The 21,298-nt window shown below is 63.6% G+C and carries 18 protein-coding genes; 8 read left to right on the plus strand and 10 right to left on the minus strand.

Annotated features, from left to right (window positions below; genetic code table 11):
- Positions 1 to 3: 3 nt before the first annotated feature.
- The 3 genes from ehuB to P8014_RS02495 all read right to left on the minus strand — a co-directional run bounded on the left by ehuB (position 4) and on the right by P8014_RS02495 (position 2,612).
- On the minus strand, positions 4 to 876 hold the full coding sequence (ehuB, locus tag P8014_RS02485; RefSeq protein ID WP_337815718.1) for an ectoine/hydroxyectoine ABC transporter substrate-binding protein EhuB: 873 nt from the start codon (positions 874 to 876) through the stop codon (positions 4 to 6).
- Positions 877 to 1,026: 150 nt separating this feature from the next.
- Positions 1,027 to 1,527: an Lrp/AsnC family transcriptional regulator gene (locus tag P8014_RS02490; protein WP_337815719.1), complete on the minus strand. Its 501-nt coding sequence runs from the start codon at positions 1,525 to 1,527 to the stop codon at positions 1,027 to 1,029.
- Between the two features lie 89 nt (positions 1,528 to 1,616).
- The gene (locus tag P8014_RS02495) at positions 1,617 to 2,612 is read right to left on the minus strand and encodes a succinylglutamate desuccinylase/aspartoacylase family protein (RefSeq protein WP_337815720.1); all 996 of its coding nucleotides are present in this window, start codon (positions 2,610 to 2,612) and stop codon (positions 1,617 to 1,619) included.
- Between the two features lie 318 nt (positions 2,613 to 2,930).
- Here P8014_RS02495 and P8014_RS02500 point away from each other — a divergent pair, with 318 nt between their 5' ends.
- Positions 2,931 to 3,455, plus strand: coding sequence for an Lrp/AsnC family transcriptional regulator (locus tag P8014_RS02500; RefSeq protein WP_337815721.1), 525 nt, complete (start codon positions 2,931 to 2,933; stop codon positions 3,453 to 3,455).
- Here the strand turns inward: P8014_RS02500 and P8014_RS02505 are convergent.
- Positions 3,401 to 5,740 (minus strand): molybdopterin guanine dinucleotide-containing S/N-oxide reductase, encoded by a 2,340-nt coding sequence (locus P8014_RS02505; RefSeq protein WP_337815722.1) that lies wholly within the window; start codon positions 5,738 to 5,740, stop codon positions 3,401 to 3,403. The two genes, P8014_RS02500 and P8014_RS02505, sit on opposite strands and share 55 nt — an antisense overlap.
- A 306-nt stretch (positions 5,741 to 6,046) precedes the next feature.
- Here P8014_RS02505 and P8014_RS02510 point away from each other — a divergent pair, with 306 nt between their 5' ends.
- The 5 genes from P8014_RS02510 (at position 6,047) to P8014_RS02530 (ending at position 12,284) form a co-directional block, all read left to right on the plus strand.
- The gene (locus P8014_RS02510) at positions 6,047 to 7,528 is read left to right on the plus strand and encodes an NAD-dependent succinate-semialdehyde dehydrogenase (protein ID WP_337815723.1); all 1,482 of its coding nucleotides are present in this window, start codon (positions 6,047 to 6,049) and stop codon (positions 7,526 to 7,528) included.
- A 94-nt stretch (positions 7,529 to 7,622) separates the two neighbouring features.
- A complete protein-coding gene (locus P8014_RS02515; protein ID WP_337815724.1) occupies positions 7,623 to 9,056 on the plus strand; it encodes an aminotransferase in 1,434 nt (477 codons plus the stop codon).
- A complete protein-coding gene (gene eutB, locus P8014_RS02520) occupies positions 9,046 to 10,026 on the plus strand; it encodes a hydroxyectoine utilization dehydratase EutB (protein WP_337815725.1) in 981 nt (326 codons plus the stop codon). Before P8014_RS02515 ends, eutB begins: the two co-directional genes overlap by 11 nt.
- On the plus strand, positions 10,023 to 11,003 hold the full coding sequence (locus P8014_RS02525; RefSeq protein WP_337815726.1) for a cyclodeaminase: 981 nt from the start codon (positions 10,023 to 10,025) through the stop codon (positions 11,001 to 11,003). Before eutB ends, P8014_RS02525 begins: the two co-directional genes overlap by 4 nt.
- Positions 11,004 to 11,033: 30 nt before the next feature.
- Positions 11,034 to 12,284 carry a M24 family metallopeptidase gene (locus tag P8014_RS02530; protein WP_337815727.1) on the plus strand — a complete coding sequence of 417 codons (1,251 nt, stop codon included), beginning with the start codon at positions 11,034 to 11,036 and terminating at the stop codon, positions 12,282 to 12,284.
- A gap of 833 nt (positions 12,285 to 13,117) precedes the next feature.
- Here the strand turns inward: P8014_RS02530 and P8014_RS02535 are convergent.
- The 6 genes from P8014_RS02535 to P8014_RS02560 form a co-directional block, all read right to left on the minus strand.
- Positions 13,118 to 13,966 carry a sulfurtransferase gene (locus P8014_RS02535; protein ID WP_337815728.1) on the minus strand — a complete coding sequence of 283 codons (849 nt, stop codon included), beginning with the start codon at positions 13,964 to 13,966 and terminating at the stop codon, positions 13,118 to 13,120.
- 5 nt (positions 13,967 to 13,971) lie between these two features.
- The gene (gene msrA / locus P8014_RS02540) at positions 13,972 to 14,607 is read right to left on the minus strand and encodes a peptide-methionine (S)-S-oxide reductase MsrA (protein ID WP_337815729.1); all 636 of its coding nucleotides are present in this window, start codon (positions 14,605 to 14,607) and stop codon (positions 13,972 to 13,974) included.
- Between the two features lie 295 nt (positions 14,608 to 14,902).
- Entirely contained in the window at positions 14,903 to 16,081 is a 1,179-nt protein-coding gene (locus P8014_RS02545) for an acetyl-CoA C-acyltransferase (protein ID WP_337815730.1), read from the minus strand.
- A 2-nt stretch (positions 16,082 to 16,083) separates the two neighbouring features.
- On the minus strand, positions 16,084 to 17,349 hold the full coding sequence (locus P8014_RS02550; protein ID WP_337815731.1) for an ArgE/DapE family deacylase: 1,266 nt from the start codon (positions 17,347 to 17,349) through the stop codon (positions 16,084 to 16,086).
- Positions 17,349 to 17,996 carry a 3-oxoacid CoA-transferase subunit B gene (locus P8014_RS02555; protein WP_337815732.1) on the minus strand — a complete coding sequence of 216 codons (648 nt, stop codon included), beginning with the start codon at positions 17,994 to 17,996 and terminating at the stop codon, positions 17,349 to 17,351. Before P8014_RS02555 ends, P8014_RS02550 begins: the two co-directional genes overlap by 1 nt.
- The gene (locus tag P8014_RS02560) at positions 17,986 to 18,687 is read right to left on the minus strand and encodes a CoA transferase subunit A (protein ID WP_337815733.1); all 702 of its coding nucleotides are present in this window, start codon (positions 18,685 to 18,687) and stop codon (positions 17,986 to 17,988) included. The genes P8014_RS02555 and P8014_RS02560 overlap by 11 nt, the downstream gene beginning before the upstream one ends.
- 132 nt (positions 18,688 to 18,819) lie before the next feature.
- On the opposite strand from P8014_RS02560, the gene P8014_RS02565 reads away from it, so the two are divergent.
- The gene (locus tag P8014_RS02565) at positions 18,820 to 19,755 is read left to right on the plus strand and encodes a LysR family transcriptional regulator (RefSeq protein ID WP_337815734.1); all 936 of its coding nucleotides are present in this window, start codon (positions 18,820 to 18,822) and stop codon (positions 19,753 to 19,755) included.
- Positions 19,756 to 20,433: 678 nt separating this feature from the next.
- The gene (locus tag P8014_RS02570; protein ID WP_337815735.1) at positions 20,434 to 21,291 is read left to right on the plus strand and encodes an ABC transporter permease; all 858 of its coding nucleotides are present in this window, start codon (positions 20,434 to 20,436) and stop codon (positions 21,289 to 21,291) included.
- Positions 21,292 to 21,298 lie beyond the last annotated feature (7 nt).

Genomic DNA, 21,298 nt, shown 5'->3' on the forward strand with positions numbered 1-21,298 from the left:
GCACTACTCTCCACGACAAAGGTCTGCCGTCCTTACGGCACGGGCCGCTTGGACATCTTCCTTGCTCAGGCCATAGTGTTCCAACGTGTTCGCCCAGAATGGCGTCTTCTGGACTTTGTCCAGTTCCGCATTGAATGCCTTCAAAAACGCCACATCCGACTTACGCATGGAAAATGCACCATAAGAACGCGTCGGTTTTCCATGAAACATGGGCTGAGTAAAAGGCTCTGCCCGCTCGACTTTTGAGGGCGCTTTCTTAGCTATTTCGTACACGCTCAAGCCCGTTGCGGCAAGAGCGTCTATCCGGTGCGACAAGAGTGCCGGAATGGAATCCGCGTTGGAATGAACCAGCACAATCTGGCTCTGTGGAATTCCCGTCGCCTGCGCAAAATTCAGCTCATCCGCACCGGTCATGATACCCAATTTCACTTGGGGATTATTCTTGATGTCTGTATAGCTATGGATTTTGTACGGATTGCCTTTGAGAACCAACAATCCTTCGCCGTAGCTTGAATTGACTCGAGAAAAAGCCACCTGCTTGCAGCGCTCTGGCAGCACATTCTGACTCGTAGCCGCCAAATCAATGCGCCCTGACTTAACCGCCGGAATCAGTTGGCCGAATGGCATCCCCTTCCACCTGATCTTAGTGATGCCCATTCCATTCAGGACCTTTTTGGCCACATCCGGAGATATACCAGCAGCCCCACCATCAGGCGTTATATAGCCATAAGGAATATCATTCCCAACACCTATAGTGATGCCTTGACTACGTGCTTTTTCCAAAAGACCCTCAGCAAAGACCGATGTTGATGCAAAAGCCAACATCGCACTAGCCGCCACACCAAAAACCCTTTTTAACAAAGTATTACGATACATTTTCGCCTCCTAGAGAACTGCAAATCGCGTAGGTTGTACAGTCTAAAATCGGGCGGCCATACGCATATGCCCACCCCCAACCGGCGTCTTTCTTACGAAGACTCATTTACACCGTAAACACTTAATACGCCTCCTGAAAGACCCGCTTATTCACTCATCTCTTCGCCGCATAGACCAGAAATGCTCTACTGGAAAGTGCCGTGAGTCCTTCACGGTTCGCGTTACGACGTAGGTGAAATAACGTTCAACACCCATGTCCTCGTTTAGCCATGACTCAATCATTTCCTGATATGCGGCAATGCTTTCCGCCACAACTGACAGAAAGTAATCGAAACCGCCTGCAACAGCGTAGCTTGTCAGAACTTCAGGGTGCGCATTGACTGCCGCTTCGAAACGCGCAAAATCTTCTGCGCGATGACGACTCAAAGTGACCTCGACCAAGAAATGAGATACGTCGAACAATTCCTCGACGGCGACATCCGCGTGATAACCACGAATAAATCCATCGCGCTCGAGTTTCCTCAAGCGTTCCCAACACGGCGTCGGCGACAAATGTATCGCCTCAGACAGCCGCAATTTGGACATCCGTCCGTCGCGCTGTAACGCGGCCAGAATCGCCAGATCGTATCGATCTAGACGGGCGCGGCGCATCTCAAGCACTCCGCTTGCGCACCGCGCACGGCTGCGGCGGAACCGGTGTTCGCATAGACTGTCGCTGCATACGTCTCACCGTTCCGTACTCACACGTCCGCACCGACGACTGCCACCGTATCGCCCCGCGCCACGCCTCCACGCGCCGCGCGACAAACCAGCACGCCCTGCTGCGGAGCCAGCAACTGCACAGGTTCCCGCAACGGTTCATCAATGTCGTAGAGTTTCGCGAGCACCTGACCGGCCTGCACCGCTTCGCCCACCTCAACGATGGGATCGAGCAAACCGGAACGTGACGGCATGACGTAGCCTGTTTCCGGCACATACAGGAACCGGCTGCGCAGCGTGGGCGGCGGAGCCGTATCGACTAGACCCAGATGCCGCAGGCAGCGCTGCAGACCCTCGTGTGCCATGGCGACCGTCTGCGGTGTGACACCGCCGCCGCCGCCCAACTCGGTAGACAGAAAGGGAAGCCCGAGCGCCTCGACTGCGCCGTCCAGTTCGCCCACGCTGTCCAACTCGGTCAGCACTTGCGTGAACGGCGCGGCGAAGGCTTCGGCTAGCGCTCTGGTGGCAGCCATCTGTGCGGGGTCGGGTAGTTCGTGGATCACCGCGCTGGGCGCGAAACGCAGGCTGGAACCCCCAGAATGGATATCGATGACCGCGTCCGCCAAAGGCAGCAATCGAGTGTAGACCCAGTGCGCGAGAGCTAGCGTCGGTCCGCCGTCGGCCCGGCCGGGGAAACTGCGGTTCATATTGCCGCCATCCAGCGGCGACAGCCGGCGGCCGGCCATCAGAGCGGGGTAATTGAGTGCCGGCAAAGCAATCAGCCGACCGCGGAATGCGGTGCCCGGCATGTCCTGCAACAAACGCATGATGCCGAGCGGACCTTCGTATTCATCGCCGTGACTCGCGCCGGTCACCAGCACCGTGGGGCCGGATTCCTCGCCGACGGCGACCACGATCGGCGTCAGCAAGCGCCCCCATGCCGAGGCATCCGTCGATAGCGGAAACTGCAGGGCACCCTGCCGAATGCCTGGAACGTCTAGATCGATATCGCAACTGATGCGCACAACTTCGTTCAACTCACACCTCTAGGTCGTTTCCATTCCTCACCCGACTGCACCTTCATGCCACTACTGGCAATTCGGCCGGCGAACACTTCCCGACACCGCATGGCTCTGGCAGACGACGGCTCCGACGCCGAACAGTCGAGCGCTAGCAGCCATCGACAGACAGTGAGTACGTCCTTGGAACCTCAATGGATTACCGAGCACGAGCACCCCGGTCGAGGTCCATTTATCGACACGACATTTATACTGACGGCATACGGCGCATTGATTTTGCGTATTTCAACGTCATTGATTAAATTTGTTGCGTAAAAATGCGTCAAAACGAGAAAAATGATGAAACCATCCGAACTCGACCAAATCGACAGGCAACTGCTCGACCTGCTTCAGGAAGACGCCAGGCAATCGCTGGAACGGCTAGCCGCGGAGGTTTCCCTCTCCGCCACCGCCGTCCAGCGACGCATCAAGCGCATGCGCGAAAGCGGCATAATCCTCAGGGACGTAGTGGAAGTGCATCCTGGTGCCGTCGGTCTGCCGATGACCTTCGTGATCACTGTGGAACTGGAACATGAGCGCGCCGACCAGGTTGACAACTTCCGCCGCAAGGTCGCCAACGAACCGCTGGTACAGCAATGCTATTACGTCACCGGCGACAGCGATTTCGTGCTCATCGTGCTAGCCCAGAACATGGACGACTTCGAAGCCATGACGCGCCGACTGTTCTACGACGACGCGAACATCCGCCGTTTTCGCACCGCCGTCGTCATGGGCAAGCCGCTGCGCTCGCTCGCCGTACCTGCCAACTACGTACCCGAAGCAGCGTCCGTGGCGGCGCCAGAGTTCGTCAACGGGTCATAGCTTTCGCCCGACACATACCGGACGATATCCACCAAGCAGGTTTGCGCGCTCGCCCCCTGCGCGAGACGCGAGGTACCGTGGTCGCGGGTGAGGACATTGGGGTTACCTCGCGTGTCGAGACTCCCCACAACGCCGGGATGCTCCGGTTCGAACGGCGCACCGGTCGGCAGCACGACGACGCCCGGCATCACCGCGTCGGTCACTCGCGCGCCGGCGAGACAGCGACCGCGATCGTTGCAGACCACAACCACGCCGCCGTCGGCAATGTTACGCGCGGCCGCATCGTGCGGATGAATGCGAATCGCCTCCAGCCCCCTGATCTTCGCATCCTGACTCGTCGCTCCGTGATCCCACTGGCTGTGCAGCCGCGTGGCAGGCTGATTCGAAATGAGATGCAGGGGATACCGGACGGCTGTCGCGCCGCCCAGCCACTCGGAAGGCTCGAGCCAGATCGGATGCTCCGGGCAGTCCGAGTAGCCGTAGTCCCCGATGGTTTCTGACCGGATTTCGATGCGTCCTGACGGCGTAGACAATGGATGTGCTTCGGGATTTTCGCGGAACTCGCTCAGCATACGGCGCGGCGCATCGTCTGAATCCTGCGCTCCGAATTCGTATACGCCCTGCGCCCAGAAATCGTCGAAAGCGGGCAACTCGGTATGCCGTTCGGACAGTTGTGCGTAAAGGTGGCGCAACCAGCCCATCTCCGAGCGGCCATCAGTAAACGTCTCCGCCACGCCCAGGCGTCGAGCCAGATCCGCGAAAATGTCGTAATCGTTGCGCGCGCCGCCCACCGGCGGAATCGCCTGACGCATGGCGACCAGCACGTTGTCCTGCGAAGAACCGCCGAGATCGTTGCGTTCGAGCACCGTGGTCGCCGGCAGGACGATGTCGGCATGCCGCGCGGTCGCCGTCCAGAACGGCTCGTGCACGATGACGGTTTCGGGACGTTGCCAGGCTTCCAGCAGACGGTTGATGTCCTGATGGTGATGAAAGGGGTTGCCCCCGGCCCAGTAGATCAGGCGAACGTCCGGATAGGTCAGCCGCTGCCCGTTGAAATCGAACGCGCCGCCGGGATCGAGCAGCATGTCGCTGATGCGCGCCACAGGGATGTAGCTGTCGACCGGGTTGTGCAGCGACGGCAGCGACGGCATCCTGATGCGCGGCATGCCGCTGCCGATCGAGGCCACCGCGCCGTAACCGAACGCGAAGCCACCGCCGGGCAGACCGATCTGTCCGAGCATCGCCGCCAGGGTCACCGCCATCCAATACGGCTGCTCGCCATGATCGGCACGCTGTATCGACCAGCTCACGTTGATCATGGTGCGCGTGGACGCCATCTCCCGCGCCAGCTCGCGAATCCGCGCCGCCGGCACGCCGGTCACTGCGGCCGCCCAGTCGGCATCTCTGGCCTGACCGTCGGCAACACCGAGCAGGTAGCGAGAGAAGGTATCGAAGCCGACCGTGTAACGTTCCACGAACGCGCGATCGTAAAGTCTTTCCGCATACAGGGTGTGCGCCAGTCCCAACATCAGCGCGGTATCGCTGTTCGGACGCAGCGGCAGCCATTCGGCTTCGAGTTCGGGCGCCACATCCTCGCGCAGTGGCGAGACGTTCACGAACCGGCAACCATTGCGCCGCGCCTTGCGCAACAGCCCACCTACCACATGCCGCCCCTGACCGCCCGGTTCGATCTGCGCATTCTTCAGGGGAATGCCACCGAACGACAGCAACAGGTTGGTGTTGGCAGCCACATCGGACAAGTCGGTCATCGCACCCTGCAGCTCCCGGTAGGAGCAACCTACGACGTAGGGCACGATGATGTCGGCAGCCGCGAACGAATAATTGTTGACCGAGCGGGTATAGCCGCCGACAACGTTCATGAAGCGGTGCATCTGGCTCTGCGCGTGATGGAAGCGCCCCGCGCTGGCCCAGCCGTACGAGCCTGCGTAAATGGCCGCATTGCCATATGTCCGCTTGACCCGCTCAAGCTCCTCCGCCACCAGATCCAGGGCTTCGTCCCACGGCAGTTCGACGAATTCTCCGCCGCCCCTGCGAGTTCGCCTGCCACCGCCTCGGCCCTCGAGCCAGCCCTTGCTCACCATCGGCGCCCGCACCCGCGACGGATGATCGACCGACAGCAGCGAGCGACCGATGCGAGACGGCTCGGGATCGTTTTTCCAGGGTTTCACGTCAACGATGCGGCCGCCGGAGGCCTGAATCTCGTATATCCCCCAATGCGTCATCGTGAACGTGCTCTGCGGCCGAGCGCTGGATGCCGAACTCATGCTGTTCTCCCGAAACAAACCCGCGCCAAGGCGCGCATGTCCACTTCTTCTCAAATACGCCGCCCCGCGACAAGTTCGTCATAAACCCACGTGAGAAGACCCAACACACTGATAAAACGAACAAAACACCCAAAATAATAGAGGCGCGGTCTTACTGGCAGCGAAGATAAAGACCAACAGGCCTGCGGTGACTGCGCATCAAAGACCAAAACGGGTGTATGGCCTGAAGCATACTGAAGCACGTTGATCGATCGTCGCAAACTCACCACGAGCTCGCGACGGGGCAAACCGGCAAGAGGCACGACAATGGCCACACGAACCGCAGCACACACTCCTGCGCACCACATCCGCCTGAGCGAGCCACGCCTGTGGCGCGAACAGGCCTGGGTGGCCGGAAAGTGGATCGATTCGCGCGACGCCATCGCCGTCGACGACCCAGCCACCGGGGTAACCATCGGCCACGTCCCGGCACTCGGCGCCAAAGCCATCGATAGCGCCATCGATGCCGCCTCCGTGGCACTGCCGGCCTGGGCGGCGTTGACGCCGGATCTGCGTGCGGAGCACCTGCTGGCCTGGTACGAGGGGATGCTGCGCCACCGCGAGGACCTGGCGCTGATCATGACGCTGGAGGAAGGCAAGCCTCTGCACGAGGCTCGTGGCGAGATCGACTATGCCGCCAGCTTCGTGCGCTGGTTCGCGGAGGAAGGCCGCCGCGCCTACGGCGAGACCATCCCCAGCCATCTGCCCGGCCGTCACCTGAGCACGGTGCGCCGCCCCATCGGCGTCACCGCCGCGATCACGCCCTGGAACTTCCCCTCGGCGATGGTCACGCGCAAGGCCGCCGCGGCACTGGCCGCCGGCTGCCCGATGATCGTGCGGCCGGCAAGCGAGACGCCGTTCTCCGCGCTGGCGCTGGCCTGGCTGGCCGAACAGGCCGGCATCCCCGGCAGCATATTCCAGGTGATCACCGGCGACGGGCGCACCGTCGGCGGCGCACTGATGGACGACGTCCGCATACGGGCGCTGAGCTTCACCGGCTCGACCGAAGTCGGCAAGGCGCTGATCCGCCAGTCCGCCGACACGGTCAAGCGACTGACGCTGGAATTGGGCGGCAACGCGCCCTTCATCGTGTTCGACGACGCCGATCTCGACTTCGCCGTCGAAGGCGCGCTGGCCGCCAAGTTCCAGACCTCGGGCGAAGACTGCCTGGCCGCCAACCGCATCCTGGTGCAACGCCCGCTCTACGAGGCCTTCCTCGAACGCTTCGCGGCGCGTACCGCGCAGCTGCGCGTCGGCCACGGCCTGGAAACGGGCACCGAGATCGGTCCGCTGATCGACAGCCGCGCCGTAGACAAGGCCGCGCAGCACGTCGAGGACGCACAGCGTCACGGCGCGCGCGTACTCACCGGCGGCAAGAAACTCGGCGGCAACTTTTATTCTCCGACCGTGGTCGCTGACGTCACCCCGGAGATGGCGCTGTTCCGCGAGGAGACGTTCTCCCCGGTCGCCGCGGTGCTGCCGTTCGACGACGAAGCCGAGGCGATTCGATTGGCCAACGACACCGAATACGGCCTGGTTGCCTATTGCTACACCGAGAACCTCGGCCGTGCCACCCGTCTGGGCGAGGCGCTCGACTACGGCATGGTGGCGATCAACTGCGCCAAGCTCACCGGTCCGCCGATCCCGTTCGGCGGCGTCAAACAGTCCGGACAGGGTCGCGAAGGTTCGCGGCACGGCCTGGACGAATACAGCGAACTGAAATACATCTGCCTGGGACTGCCCGATTAATGGGTGATCGAGACCGCGAAAGCGCCGGACAGCCGTCCGGAGTCCCGTCACCGCGGCCCAAAACCCGCCGAGGCCGTACCGTCAGGAGGACATCATGACACTCAAAGCCGTTCCCACCCCGCCCAACGAACTCGCCGAACTCGAAGCCGCCGACCGCGCCTACGTGCTGCACCCCTCGACCCAGCTCAAGGCGCACGCCCAGGGTCTGTCCGGCGGTCCGCAAATCATCTCCGGAGGAGAAGGTTCGACCCTGCGCGACGCGCACGGCAACGAGTTCCTCGACGCCTTCGCCGGCCTCTACTGCGTCAACATCGGCTACGGCCGCACCGAAGTCGCCGACGCCATTGCCCGTCAGGCGCACGAACTGGCCTACTACCACAGTTACGCCGGCCACTCCAACGAGCCGCTGATCGAACTATCGGAACGCCTCATCCGCATGGCCCCTCCTGGCATGAGCCGCGTCTACTACGGCCTGTCCGGTTCCGACGCCAACGAAACGCAGATCAAGCTGGTCTGGTACTACAACAACATCCTCGGCCGCACCTCGAAAAAGAAGATCATCTCGCGCCATCGCGCCTACCACGGCTCCGGCATCATGACCGGCAGCCTCACCGGCCTCCCGGTCTTCCACCAGGCCTTCGACCTGCCGATGCCGCAGATCAAGCACACGCTAACGCCGCATTACTACCGCCGCGACGACAGCGACATGAGCGAGCGTGAGTTCTCCAAGCACTGCGCCGCCGAACTCGAACGCATGATCCTCGAGGAAGGTCCCGACACCGTCGCCGCCTTCATCGGCGAGCCGGTGCTGGGCACCGGCGGCATCGTGCCTCCGCCTGAGGGCTATTGGGAAGAGATCCAGGCTGTGCTCCACCGCTACGACGTGCTGCTCATCGCCGACGAAGTCATCACCGGCTTCGGCCGTCTGGGCACCACATTCGGCTGCGAACAGTACGGCATCGAACCCGACCTGATGACCCTGGCCAAGGGCCTGACCAGCGCCTATGCGCCGCTGTCTGCGGTCATGGTCGGCGAACGCGTGTGGCGCGTGCTGGAAGAAGGCGCCGACCGCCTCGGCCCGCTCGGCCACGGCTGGACCTACTCCGGCCACCCGCTGGGCACCGCCGCCGCCCTGGCCAACCTCGACATCATCGAACGCGAAAACCTGGTCGAAAAGGCCCGCGACACCGGCGCCTATCTGCTCAACGGCCTGCGCGAAGCACTCGAGGACTCGCCCATCGTCGGCGAGGTACGCGGCGCGGGCATGCTCGCCGCCGTCGAGTTCGCACGCGATCCGGCCGAGCGCCTGCCCTTCGCGCCCAAACACAAGGTCGGCGTACACGTCTACGAAGCCTGCCGCGCCCAGGGCGTGCTCGCCCGCGCCATGCCGCACGGCGACATCCTGGGCTTCGCGCCGCCGCTGGTGCTCAGCCGCGGCGAAGCCGACCGCGTCGTCGACACCACGCGCAAGGCCGTCGCGTCGGTCACCGACGAACTCGCCTCGCAGGGCGCGCTGGGTGGCGCCTGAGACGTCCGAGCCGCCTTCGGCGGTCGACGTCTACCGTGCACGCGCCCGCCTCGGCGGGCGCGTGGCCCGAACACCGCTGCTGCCGTCCGCGCGTCTGGCGCGGCTATGCGGCGCCGAGCAGGTTCTGCTCAAGCTCGAAACCGCCCAGCCCAGCGGCGCGTTCAAGCTGCGCGGGGCCACCAACGCGCTGCTCACGCTGGATGCCGCGGTTCGCGCGCGCGGCGTAGTCACCGCCTCGACCGGCAACCACGGCCGCGCCGTGGCCTGGGCAGCACGCGCCGAAGGCGTGGCCTGCACCGTCTGCCTGTCGAACCTCGTCCCCGAGAACAAGGCCGAAGCCGTACGTGAACTCGGCGCCGAGGTCGTGCGCGTCGGCGACGACCAGGACGCCGCCGTAGCCGAGGCACTGCGTCTGGCCGCGGAGGACGGGCTGGGCTACATCCCTCCCTTCGACCATCCCGAGGTCATCGCCGGGCAAGGCACCTTGGGCCTGGAACTGCTGGAGGACGCGCCGGAGTTGGATACCCTGCTGATCCCGCTGTCCGGCGGCGGCCTGCTCGCCGGCGTGGCACTGGCCGCCAAGGCCGTCAATCCGGCCATGCGCATCATCGGCATCAGCCCCGAACGCGGTGCGGCGATGATAGCCAGCCTACGTGCCGGCCAACCGGTCGAAATACCCGAGGAACCGACCCTGGCAGACAGTCTGGGCGGCGGCATCGGCCCGGACAATCGTTATACCTTCGCCATTACGCAACGCCTGGTCGACGACGTCGTGCAGATTTCCGAAGAGGAAATCGCCGCAGCCATGCGCGGCCTGTACCACCACGAACGCCTGATCACCGAAGGCGCCGCCGCGGTAGGCGCCGCCTTGCTGGCGCGCGGCAGCGTGCCCGGCAGCGGTCGCCGCGTGGCCACCGTGGTCACCGGCAACAACGTCGACATGGACCAATTCACCCGTATCGTGACATGAGCGTACTCATACTGACCGAAGCCGAACTGCGGCAACTGGTGCCGATGGATCTCGCGGCCATCGGCGCCGCCGAGCAAGCCTTCCGCGCACTCGGCGAGGGGCGTGCCATCCAACCGCCGGTACTGGCGCTGGAAATCCCGCCGCGCAACGCCGAGGTGGATATCAAGACCGCCTATATCGAAGGCCTCCCGCAACTCGCCATCAAGACCTCGTCCGGCTTCTTCGACAACCCGGCACACGGGCTGCCCAGCCTGTCCGGCTTCATGGCCGCGCTCTCTGCCGAAACCGGGCGCATGGAGGCCGTGCTGCTGGACAACGGCTACCTCACCGACCTGCGCACCGGCGCACTGGCCGCGCGCGAGCTGGCACGCCCCGATGCCCGCATCGCCGGCGTGCTCGGCACCGGGCTGCAGGCGCGCATGCAAATCGAAGCGCTGAAACTGGTGCGCCCGCTGGAACAGGTATTGGTATGGGGCCGGCGCGCAGAGACCGCACAGGGATACGCCGACGAGATGACGCAGCGACTGGGCATCCCGGTCGAGATTCGCGATACCGCCGAGGCCGTGGTACGCGAAGCCGAGATTGTCATCACGACCACGCCGTCGCGCGAACCCATCGTGCAGCGCGAGTGGCTGCACGCGGGACAGCACCTCACCGCAATGGGCTCGGACGCACCCTACAAGAACGAAATCGCCCCTGCCGCGCTGGCGTACGCCACGCGTTTCGTCTGCGACGTGGCCAGCCAGAGCCTAGCGCTGGGCGAACTGGGGCCTGCCGTGGCTGCCGGCGTGATGACCGAAACGGCTCAGCACACCGAACTCGGCACGGTCGTCTGCGGACGCGCGGCGGGACGTACCGGTGACGACGACATCACGCTCTGCGACCTCACCGGCACCGGCGCCCAGGACACCGCCATTGCAGCGCATGCGCTGGCCCTGGCACAAAAGGCTAATCTAGGTCACATAATCAATGCGTAAGCAACGCCCTTACTCAACGAGACGACAAGCATGACGAGCGAACCCCTGTACCAGCATGAAAACCCCGTGGCGCCAGTCAACACTCCGCCACGTCATGCGGAAGCCTGGCCACTCCCCTTCAGCCCGCAGGAATATGCCGGCCGCATCAGCCGCACCAAGGCGCTGATGAAGGCTCAGGGCATGGAAGTGCTGCTGGTCTTCGATCCGGCCAACATGAACTACCTGACCGGCTACGACGGCTGGTCCTTCTACGTACCGCAACTGGTCGTCGTCGCCCTGGCCGAGCCGGAGCCGATCTGGATCGGCCGCGGCATCGACCTGAACGGCGCACGCGAAACGACCTACGTAGACGAAAGCAACCTCTACTCCTACTCCGACCGCTACGTACACCACGACCACCGCCATCCCATGGACTTCGTGGCGCACATCCTGCGCGAGCGCGAACTCGACCACGCCCGCATCGGCCTGGACATGGACAGCTACTACTTCTCCGCCCGCGGCTATGAAGTACTGCGCCGGCAATTGGCGCACGCCAGCTTCACCGACGTCACCCGGCTAGTGTCGAGCCTGCGCTCGATCAAATCGCCGCAAGAGCTGGAATACATGCGCCAGGCCGGCAAAATCATGCAACGCGTGATGGAGGTCGCCCTCGGACACATCGAGCCCGGCATCCGCCAGTGCGACGCGGTCGGCGAGATCTACCGCGCGCAGATGCGCGGCACCAAGGAGTTCGGCGGCGACTATCCGGCCATCGCGCCCATGCTGCCCACCGGCCGCGGCACTTCGACTCCGCACCTCACCTGGAACGACAAGCCCTTCGTGCAAGGCGAGGCCAGCATCCTCGAGCTGGCCGCCGCGCGCTATCACTACCACTGCCCGATGGCTCGCACCGCATTCATGGGCACACCGCCAGAACGCCTGGTGGAAGCCGCAGAAATCGTCGCCGAGGGCGTGCAGGCCGGCCTCGAGGCGGTGCGCCCCGGCGCCACCTGCGAGTCGATCGAGGCCGCCTGGCGCTCGGTCACCGTACCCCGCGGCATTGTCAAGGAATCGCGCATCGGCTACTCCATGGGGTTGAACTACCCGCCCGACTGGGGCGAGCACACCATGAGCCTGCGCCCTGGGGACCGCTCCGTGCTCGAGCCGGGCATGACCTTCCACCTCATCCCCGGCATCTGGATGGACGATTGGGGCGTGGAAATTTCCGAAAGCTTCGTCGTCACCGACGACGGCTACGAACTGCTTGCACCGTTCCCGCGCAAGTTGTTCATCAAGCCCTGATGTGATGTGCTGGGGTAATTAAACGGATGGCTTCAGGCACGTATCAGCGGCTGTGGTTTTGATCTTGCGTGGCTGAAGGCGGCGTATTTGCTGGCTTTTGTGGCGGGTTTCGGGCGCGATTCGATGCATGGGGATTCTCTTGGTCGAGGTGACGCGCCCGAGTCGATTTGTTCGGCGCATCCCTGCGCCTTACTCCTTCGGGGCTGGGGCGAAAAATCGCTCCCGGCGATTTTTTCTTTGAAATGCGCAAAGAAACCGGCGAAAGAAACGCACCCCACGGATCGCTTGTCCCTGACGGACAACCTCGCGAACGTACCCCTGAACGGGGCTCGCAGCTATTGGCCGTCCGGGCCAAGAGCTGCTTGGCTGACATCCCTGTCAGCCATCCGAGCCCAGGCGCACGCCCGCGAGGCAAGCGATCAGGGGGGGACCGAACGTCAAAACAGGGCTTCCGTAGGTTGGGGTGAGTGCAACGACCCCCAACATGACCTGCACCGCCCACGTTGGGGTGCGCTTCGCTTACCCCAACCTACGTTTCCGATTCGTAGCCCAGACGTTTGGGGTGCGTTCTGTTTTGACTCCCGGTTCCCGTGTGGCCTTGCGTCGAGCGTGCGCCCCGGCGCGGGGTGTGCGCTTGAGGTTTGCCCGTCAGGGACAAGGCCTTCGGGCGCCTTTCTTTCGCCTCTTTCTTTGGGCGTGCAAAGAAAGAGGCTCGGGCGCGTCACCCAAGTAGGATCAATACTGGAAACGCTGATCCGCGTCCGAAACGAGCCTCAGCGCCAAAAACAGGAAAAACTCCCACCACACCGCCAACAGAAACCACACACCTCAACTCACTCCCCCACCGCCACCGACCGCCGCGGATCACGAATCCACTCGCTCCAGGATCCCGGATAGAGCCGACCAACGGGCAAGCCGGCATGGGCCATGGCCAGCAACAGGTGGCAAGCCGTCACCCCCGAACCGCACATCGCCACGACCCGCTCCGGTGCCAACCCGGCGCACAACTCCTGCAACGCTCCAGCCAATTGCACCGCAGGCAGGAAACGCCCGCTGGGGTCGAGGTTCTCCGCGAACGGACGATTGACCGCTCCGGGAACATGACCCGCCACCGGATCGATCGGTTCCTGTTCACCGCGAAAACGAGCCGCCGCGCGTACGTCGACCAGCCGACACGCTCCGCGCTCCAGCTCCTGCGCCAGTGTCGCCACGTCAATCATCATGGCCGAGTCGGGACTCGGCGTGAAGGAACGCGGCGACCGGGCGGCCTCCTCCCTGCTCAAGGCATATCCCTCGGCAATCCAGGCCGGCACACCGCCGTCGAGCACCGCCACCCGTTCGTGCCCCAACCAGCGCAACAGCCACCATAGCCGGCCCGCCCACGCACCGCCCGCATCGTCATATGCCACCACCTGCGTGCCGTCGCCGATCCCCCAGCCGCCGAGCTTTCGCGCAAGTTCATCCGGGTCGGGCAACGGATGACGCCCATCCAACGGTCCAGGCTCCGCTGAAAGATCGGCCTCCAGGTCGGCATACACCGCTCTGGGCAAATGGCCTTCGGCATAAGCCTGGAGACCGATCCGCGGATGCGCCAGATCGAAACGGCAATCGACGACCAGGATTTCAGGCTCATCGATACGGGCCGCCAGTTCGGCCGGGCTGACAAGAGTCCTCCACTTCATCGCCATCACCCCGGGCAGGCCACGCCGGTGCCACCCAGACCACAGTAACCGTCCGGATTCTTGGCCAGATACTGCTGGTGGTAGTCCTCGGCATAGTAGAACTCGCCCGCCGGCGCTATCTCCGTGGTGATCGCGCCACGTTCGGCAGCCGCCAGAGCGGTCTGATAGGTCCGGCGTGAAGCCTCGGCGGTCTCCTGTTGCGTAGCGTCCAGCGTATGGATGGCGGAGCGGTACTGCGTGCCGCGGTCGTTGCCCTGGCGCATGCCCTGGGTCGGATCGTGCGCCTCCCAGAACACCTTTAGCAGGTCCGCGTAGCTCAGCACCTGCGGATCGAACACCACGCGCACGACCTCGGCGTGACCGGTCAGGCCGGAGCAAACTTCCTCGTAGGTCGGATTCGGCGTCGCGCCCCCGGCGTAACCGACCGCAGTGACATACACGCCCGGCTCCTTCCAAAAGCGACGCTCGGCGCCCCAGAAACAACCCAGGCCAAACACCGCTTCGGCCAATCCCTCGGGCCAGGGCGGCGTCAATGACCGGCCGTTGACCGCATGCGCGGGCGGGACCGGCATCGCTTCGGCCCGTCCCGGCAGAGCATGATCGGGAGTCGGAAGCGTGGCGGATACACTTGAAAACAGCATGATTTTCTCTCGATATCTGATGGGGCGAAGGCGATCGCGCCTAAGGAACCTGGGGATAAGTGGTGATCCGTACAATCATAGCGGGTCGAGTCCAGATGTTCTTTCATAGCTTACAGCCGACTCTTTTGGAATAAGGTCCATTGGGGACTATCCAGCATACTTAATTACTCCATCCTCTAGCGTTGAGGCTGGTTTCGGCCGCGAATAAGCGGCGGGTAATTTTGATCTGACTCAGTGATGCACCCGACACAATCCCCAAAAACCAGCAAGTACGCCGACTTCACAAACGCGGCCATTAACAGCGCTCAATCACCATGGCAATCCCCTGCCCACCCCCAATACACGCCGCTGCACACCCGTAACGCCCCTGACGCTCGCCCAGAATCCGCGCCAACGTCCCGGCCAGACGCACCCCGGTCGCACCCAGCGGATGGCCCAGCGCCAGCGCCCCGCCCCGCACGTTCACGCGCTCCTCGTCCAGTCCGAGCTGACGCATGGCGTAGAGCGGCACCACACTGAACGCCTCGTTGATCTCCCAGGCGTCGATCTGCGCGGCATCCAAACCGGTCTGCGCCAGCACGCGCCGGATCGCCGCCGTCGCGCCCGCGCCCATCAGCTCGGGCGGCACCCCGCAGTCGGCGAAGCCGACGATGCGCGCCAGCGGCTGCGCGCCGTAGCGCTCGACGGCCTGCTCGGACATCAGCACCGCTACGGCGGCGCCGGAGGTCAGCGGCGAGCTGTTGCCGGCGGTGACGACGCCGTCTTCGCGAAAGGCGGGCTTGAGTCCGGCGAGCTTGTCCAGGCTGGTGTCCGCACGGATGTTGGCGTCGAGATCGACCGCATTGCCCTCGGCGTCGGGCAGCGCAATGCGTTCGCCGGCGAGGAAGCCGTCGGACTCCGCCGCAGCCGCACGCTGATGCGAAGCCAGCGCGAAGGCGTCCATGTCCTCGCGCGTGATGCCGGCCTCGGCGGCCAGGTTCTCGGCGGTCAGTCCCATGTTCAGCGCAACTTCGAGCGCTACGCGCTCGACGCCGCCGATCTCAGGCGGCACGGTGAGTACGCCTTCGTCGAACAGCGTCGGCCCCATCGGCACGCGCGTCATGTTCTCGTAGCCGCCGGCAAGGCCGAGCTCGATGGCCCCGGCCTGGATTTCGCGCGCGCAGCTGCGCAGCGCCGCCAAGCCGGAACCGCACTGCTGATCGATGCTGCGTGTGGCGCAGCCGTGCCCCAGGCTCGACAGCCACTGCGGATAGCGTCCGCCGAAATTCCACTGATCTCTTACCGGCAGCGCGCAGCCGACCGACAGATCCTCGACCGCGTCGACGGGCAGCTCACCGCGAGCCAGCAGGTGATCGATCAGCCCGGCCAGCAGCACGTCGCCGCGCGTGCCGGCCCAGACATCCACCTGCGGCTTGTAGGGATGGGCGCGGCTGAAGGCGCTGCGCGCATAGTCGACGATATAAGCTTGCTGCATGTTCAGACGGCCTCCGCCCAACGGCTGATGAACAAGGCGTAGGTCGCCATGACCTGACGGATGGAGGCGATCTCCACGCATTCGTCGACGCCGTGGATGCGCTGCGCCACCGGACCGTAACAGGTACCGGGCACGCCGCCGGCGATCTGGAACGCGCGCAGATCGGTGGTACAGGTCGACAGGTAATGCGGCGCCGACGTGCCGGTCAGGTCCTCGTGGCAACGCTCCAGCAGGCGCACGCCGGGCGACTCCAGGTCGACCAGATGACCTTCCGAACGGAAGCCGTGGAACTCGACCATGGGCGGCTGCGCACCGCCACCCGACAGCTCGACATGGCGCTCGGTCACGGCCTGGCGTACGCGCTGCATGATCTCCTCCGGCGACATGCCCACCGGGAAGCCGATACGCCCCTCGAGCTCGGCGTAGGCCGGCACGCTGGAGGCCCAGTTGCCGCCCTGTATGCGTCCGATGTTGAGGTTGAACGGATGTCCCACCGCATCGTAGGGCGCCGGGCGGCGGACGGCGTTAAGCTCGTCCTCCAGATGCTTGAGCCCCGGGATGTACTGCTGCAGGTATTCGATGGCGTTGCTGCCGGCCGTGGTGTCGAGCACGTGCGCCGGCACGCCCTGCACGCTGAGCTTGAACCACAGCACGCCGATCTGGCCGGTGTAGATCTGCGCGCCGAAGGGTTCGGGAACGAGCACGAAGTCGCCGCCGTGGCCCTGATGCACGCAGGCCAGCGCGCCGTTGCCGCTGCACTCTTCCTCGATGACGGTCTGGATGCTCAGCGGGAAGTCGATCGCGACGCCCGCCTCTCGCACCGCGCGCACCGCCATCACCATGGCGGCGATGCCGGCCTTCATGTCGCCGACGCCGCGGCCGTACAGCCAGCCGTCCTGCTCCCAGGGTTCCCAGGGCGCGCGCGTCCACATCTCCACGGGTTCGGCCGGCACCACGTCCAGATGCCCGTTGAGCACCAGATGAGGGCCGTTCGCACCGGGATTCAGGCGCGACATGACGTTGTAGCGTCCCTTGGCCGGCCAGGCGACGGGAGCGTGGCGCGGATTCTCGTCCAGGCCCGGAGCGTCCAGCGGCACCCGCTCCACCGGCAGATCCAGCTCGCCCAGCCAGCGCTCCATGGTGTCCAGCGTGCCCTGCTCGTTGCCCAGCACGCTATAACCCTGCACCAGATCCCGGGTCAGTTCGACCGCGCTGCCGAGCAGCTCGTCGCAGCGCTTTTCGATCCGTTTTTCCGTGTCGGTCAGCATCAGAACCTCCCCAGCCGTGTTTCGTCGATGATCAGCGTCGCTTCCGTGGCCTCGCGCAGTTCGTCCACGGACAAGCCCTCGGCGATGTCCACCAGCGCCAGACCGTCGGCGGTTACGTCCATGACCGCCTTGTCGGTAATGATGCGCGACACGCAGCGCGGCGCGGTGAGCGGCAGGCGGCAGCGCTGCAGGATCTTGGGATTGCCGTGCTTGTCGTTGTGCGAACAGAGTATGACCAGTCGCGGCACCTTCTGCGCCAGCTCCATGGCTCCGCCGATGCCGGGCGAGAACTTGCCGGGGATCTTCCAGTTGGCCAGGTTGCCCTCCTCGTCGACCTCGAAGGCCCCCATGAAGGTGATGTCCACCCGGCTGCGCCGGATCATGGCAAAGGACACGCTGCTGTCGAAGAAACTCGCACCCGGCACGGTGCCGATGTAGGCGCCGCCCGAATCGATCAGATCGTAGTCCGGGGGCTCGCCGTCACCGCGCGGACTGCAGCCGAGAACGCCGTTCTCGGAGTGCACCAGCACGTCGCTGCCGAGATAGGGAAACAGCCCAGTCGGCAGGCCGATGCCGAGATTGACGATATGTCCCGGCAGGACTTCGCGCGCGGCGCGCGCCAGAATGCGCTGCTGTTCAGGCGACATGTTTTTTCCACCCCTGTTCGCTGGATTCGACCGGCACCTGTACGAGCGCGCTGATGAAGGCGCATGGCGTGTGGACCGCTTCCGGTTCCAGACTGCCCGGTTCGTCCACCCGGTAGCTCTGCGCGATGGTGTGCTTCGCGGCCATGGCCACCAGCGGATTGAAGTTGATTGCGGCGGCGCGGTAGACGAGGTTGCCGTAGCGGTCGGCATGCTCGGCGTGCACCAGCGCGAAATCCGCGTACAGGGCCGGCTCGATGGCCCAGGTGCGGCCGTCGCACTCGACCTCCTGACGCTGCGAGGCGATCTCGGTCTCCAGGCCGATGTCGGTGAGAAAGCCGTAATGCCCGGCGCTGGCGCAGCGGATCTTCTCCGCCAGCAATCCCTGCGGATGGATATCCACTTCCATGCGGCCGGTGTTCATCTGCTCGATGGCGATGCGGTTAAGGCCGATGTGGGAGGCGATCAGACGCGATACCCGCCCCGCCTCGATCAGCCGCCCGATGCCGATGCCGGCCTCGTTGGCGTCGTTCTTGATCAGGGTGAGATCCTTCTGACCCTGCGCCAGCAGTTCCTCGAGCAGGGCGAACGGCGTACCCGGCGAGCCGAAGCCGCCGACCATGATAGTGGCGCCATCGGGGATGCGCGCGATGGCTTCCTCTATAGAGGTGTATTTATCCGCAAGGCCGGTCATTGGGGGTCGACTCCGGTGATAGGGCGGGAATGGGCGGCGTTCGGCCGCGGAAAGATGCTTGCCGGAGTCTAGGAAGCAATCGCAAGCCATTTCAATATATGATGTTTTTACTGATTTCTATGAGTTTTAATCATGCCTGACGTCGACATTCATTCCTTGAAGGCACTGCTTGTCTTCAAGACGCTGTTCGAAACCGGCACGGCATCGCAGGCGGGGCGCACGCTGGAGATCACGCAGTCCGGCGTCAGCCGCTCGCTGGCTCAGCTCGAGCGCAATCTGGGCATACAGTTGTTCCTGCGCGAAAAGAACCGGCTGATTGCGACGCCGGAAGCGCGGGAACTCTACGACGAGATCCTGAATCTGATGGGCAACCTCGAGGAACTGCGCCACAGCGTGCTCGCGCTGAAGGAATTCGGCACCTCGCGCCTGCGCATCGCGGCGATCCCAGGCCTGTCCTTCGGACTGGTGCCGCGGCTGATCGGGAAGTTGCTGAAGAACAACAGGGGCTACAGCATCAGTTTCGACATGATGGCCAGTCACGAAGTGCTGCGCAGCGTGGAGTCCGGGCAGGCCGATCTGGGCTTCGTTACCCTGCCGGTCAGCACGCGCATGCTACGCATCGAACCCTGGATAAGAACCCGCGCGGTATGCCTGGTACCGGCGGGCCACAGCCTGGCCGACCGCGCGAAAATCGAAGTGCAGGACCTCAACCGGCAACACCTGGTCATCAGCAACCAGCCGAACATCGGCGCCGATCCGTTGCTCAACCTCATCGCATCGCACGGCGTGCGCATCGCCGGCAAGACGGAAGCGAATATAGGTGCCATTCCCGCCCTGGTCGGCAACGATGTCGGACTCAGCGTGATGAACCCGATCACAGCACAGGACCAACTGGCACAAAGAGATAACGTGAAGATACGGTCATTCGAGCCGGCCATCGAATTCGCCTTCGGACTGGTCTACCGGAACGACTGGAAACATTCGCGCGCACTGGAACTGATCAGGGAACACGCCCCTGCCGTGCTGCGCGCCTACGATCTGGACGACTCCGGACATCCCCCCGGCTGAGGCCACCAGAAGCACCGCATTGGTGCATCAAGCGACGTGCGCACCTGGACGGTGCGCACCGCATTGGCAACCGTGGCCAACGACATCCCCCTGCCTCCCCCACCCATCCGGCGTAGAAAGCCCCGCCCAGTCCGGTACGACGCATTCCCACGATACGGTCAGAAACGTCGTTTTTGTACTCCGTGTACAAAAGCTCAGTTACAAAATGTTCCGCGACGTCAAATTGTGACGGTCTGGTTGTTCACCTATGCTTGAATGAAGGAATTTGCGGGCCCAGGCATTGGCCTCATTTTCCAAAAATCGGCATTGCACGTGCAGGAACAGACAGGAGGAAGGCTGCTTTTTTTCAAACAGCGCTAAACAAGCCGATTTTCAAGGAGTTAAAAAAGCAGGAACAGCGCACGTAAAAACGCTGAAAAACGTCATGGAAGCTTATTGGCCTGGCCATGAATTAAAGATCGGATACGTTTTGTATTACATGGAGTTACGTTAGACGGAAACAGGTTTTACCAGCTTCACGAGAAGTTTTACGGCATCAAAGTTGATTCAAGCCGGCCCCAAAATGCCGGACGACGAATGGCATGCAATTTGTTTATATCAACCGCTCAATAGTCGGACGGAACGTTTCAAGCGAAGCCCGACGGACACCACGAGCAGACCGAAATTCAGGGGGAATGGATGACGATCGACACGCGCCCAGCGCGCCTTTTGGCACCTGCGCTAAGCGTCATATTCCTGCTGCTGGTCGTGCCAGTCGGCTTCATCGTGGTGTACTCCTTCTGGCTGCGCACCGCCACCGGGGCCGATCATCCCGCCTTCAGTCTGGTCAACTGGCATGATGTGCTGATCGATCCGTTCTATCGTCATTTCCTGCTGCAGACCCTGCGCATTGCGTTCATCACCACGCTCAGCTGCATCCTGCTCGGCTACGTGCCAGCCTATTTCATCGCCACCACCAAATTTCGTCACAAGTCGCTGCTGCTGCTGTTGCTGATGCTGCCGTTCTGGATCAGCTACATCATCCGCACGATGTCCTGGATCCATGTGCTGGGCACAACCGGCGCGCTCAACGCGCTGCTGATGTGGACGGGCATCATCACGCATCCGCTGGACATGCTGTACAACCAGGCATCGGTAGTCCTAGGCCTGGTGCAGTACCTGCTCCCGTTCATGATTCTGAACGTCTACGTCAGCCTGGAAGCGATCGACACCAACCTGATCTCCGCCGCGCGCAGCCTAGGCTGCACGAGCTGGCAGGCATTCCGCGAGGTGACGCTGCCGCTGTCCGTGCCCGGCCTGGCGGCCGGCAGCCTGCTGTGTTTCGTGCTCGCCGGCGGCACCTACATCACGCCGCTCATTCTGGGCGGACCGCGCGATGCGATGTTCGCCAACCTAGTGTTCGACGCCATCATCACGCAGCTCAACTGGCCGCTGGGTTCGGTGCTGTCGCTAGTCCTGCTCATCGTGCTGGGCGCGGTGGTCATGCTCTACAACTACTTCATCGGCATTGGCCAGCTGGCCAAAGCCTTCCGCTGAGGCTCCC

It is taken from the genome of Acidihalobacter sp. (assembly GCF_037381185.1).
GTDB lineage: Bacteria > Pseudomonadota > Gammaproteobacteria > DSM-5130 > Acidihalobacteraceae > Acidihalobacter_A.

Excerpts from the sequence above, each read along its gene's own strand:
- ehuB (WP_337815718.1), bottom strand. The coding sequence starts at position 876 with ATGTATCGTAATACTTTGTTAAAAAGGGTTTTTGGTGTGGCGGCTAGT.
- P8014_RS02490 (WP_337815719.1), bottom strand. The coding sequence starts at position 1,527 with ATGCGCCGCGCCCGTCTAGATCGATACGATCTGGCGATTCTGGCCGCG.
- P8014_RS02500 (WP_337815721.1), top strand. The coding sequence starts at position 2,931 with ATGATGAAACCATCCGAACTCGACCAAATCGACAGGCAACTGCTCGAC.
- P8014_RS02505 (WP_337815722.1), bottom strand. The coding sequence starts at position 5,740 with ATGAGTTCGGCATCCAGCGCTCGGCCGCAGAGCACGTTCACGATGACG.
- P8014_RS02510 (WP_337815723.1), top strand. The coding sequence starts at position 6,047 with ATGGCCACACGAACCGCAGCACACACTCCTGCGCACCACATCCGCCTG.
- P8014_RS02515 (WP_337815724.1), top strand. The coding sequence starts at position 7,623 with ATGACACTCAAAGCCGTTCCCACCCCGCCCAACGAACTCGCCGAACTC.
- P8014_RS02525 (WP_337815726.1), top strand. The coding sequence starts at position 10,023 with ATGAGCGTACTCATACTGACCGAAGCCGAACTGCGGCAACTGGTGCCG.
- P8014_RS02530 (WP_337815727.1), top strand. The coding sequence starts at position 11,034 with ATGACGAGCGAACCCCTGTACCAGCATGAAAACCCCGTGGCGCCAGTC.
- P8014_RS02535 (WP_337815728.1), bottom strand. The coding sequence starts at position 13,966 with ATGAAGTGGAGGACTCTTGTCAGCCCGGCCGAACTGGCGGCCCGTATC.
- msrA (WP_337815729.1), bottom strand. The coding sequence starts at position 14,607 with ATGCTGTTTTCAAGTGTATCCGCCACGCTTCCGACTCCCGATCATGCT.
- P8014_RS02545 (WP_337815730.1), bottom strand. The coding sequence starts at position 16,081 with ATGCAGCAAGCTTATATCGTCGACTATGCGCGCAGCGCCTTCAGCCGC.
- P8014_RS02550 (WP_337815731.1), bottom strand. The coding sequence starts at position 17,349 with ATGCTGACCGACACGGAAAAACGGATCGAAAAGCGCTGCGACGAGCTG.
- P8014_RS02555 (WP_337815732.1), bottom strand. The coding sequence starts at position 17,996 with ATGTCGCCTGAACAGCAGCGCATTCTGGCGCGCGCCGCGCGCGAAGTC.
- P8014_RS02560 (WP_337815733.1), bottom strand. The coding sequence starts at position 18,687 with ATGACCGGCCTTGCGGATAAATACACCTCTATAGAGGAAGCCATCGCG.
- P8014_RS02565 (WP_337815734.1), top strand. The coding sequence starts at position 18,820 with ATGCCTGACGTCGACATTCATTCCTTGAAGGCACTGCTTGTCTTCAAG.
- P8014_RS02570 (WP_337815735.1), top strand. The coding sequence starts at position 20,434 with ATGACGATCGACACGCGCCCAGCGCGCCTTTTGGCACCTGCGCTAAGC.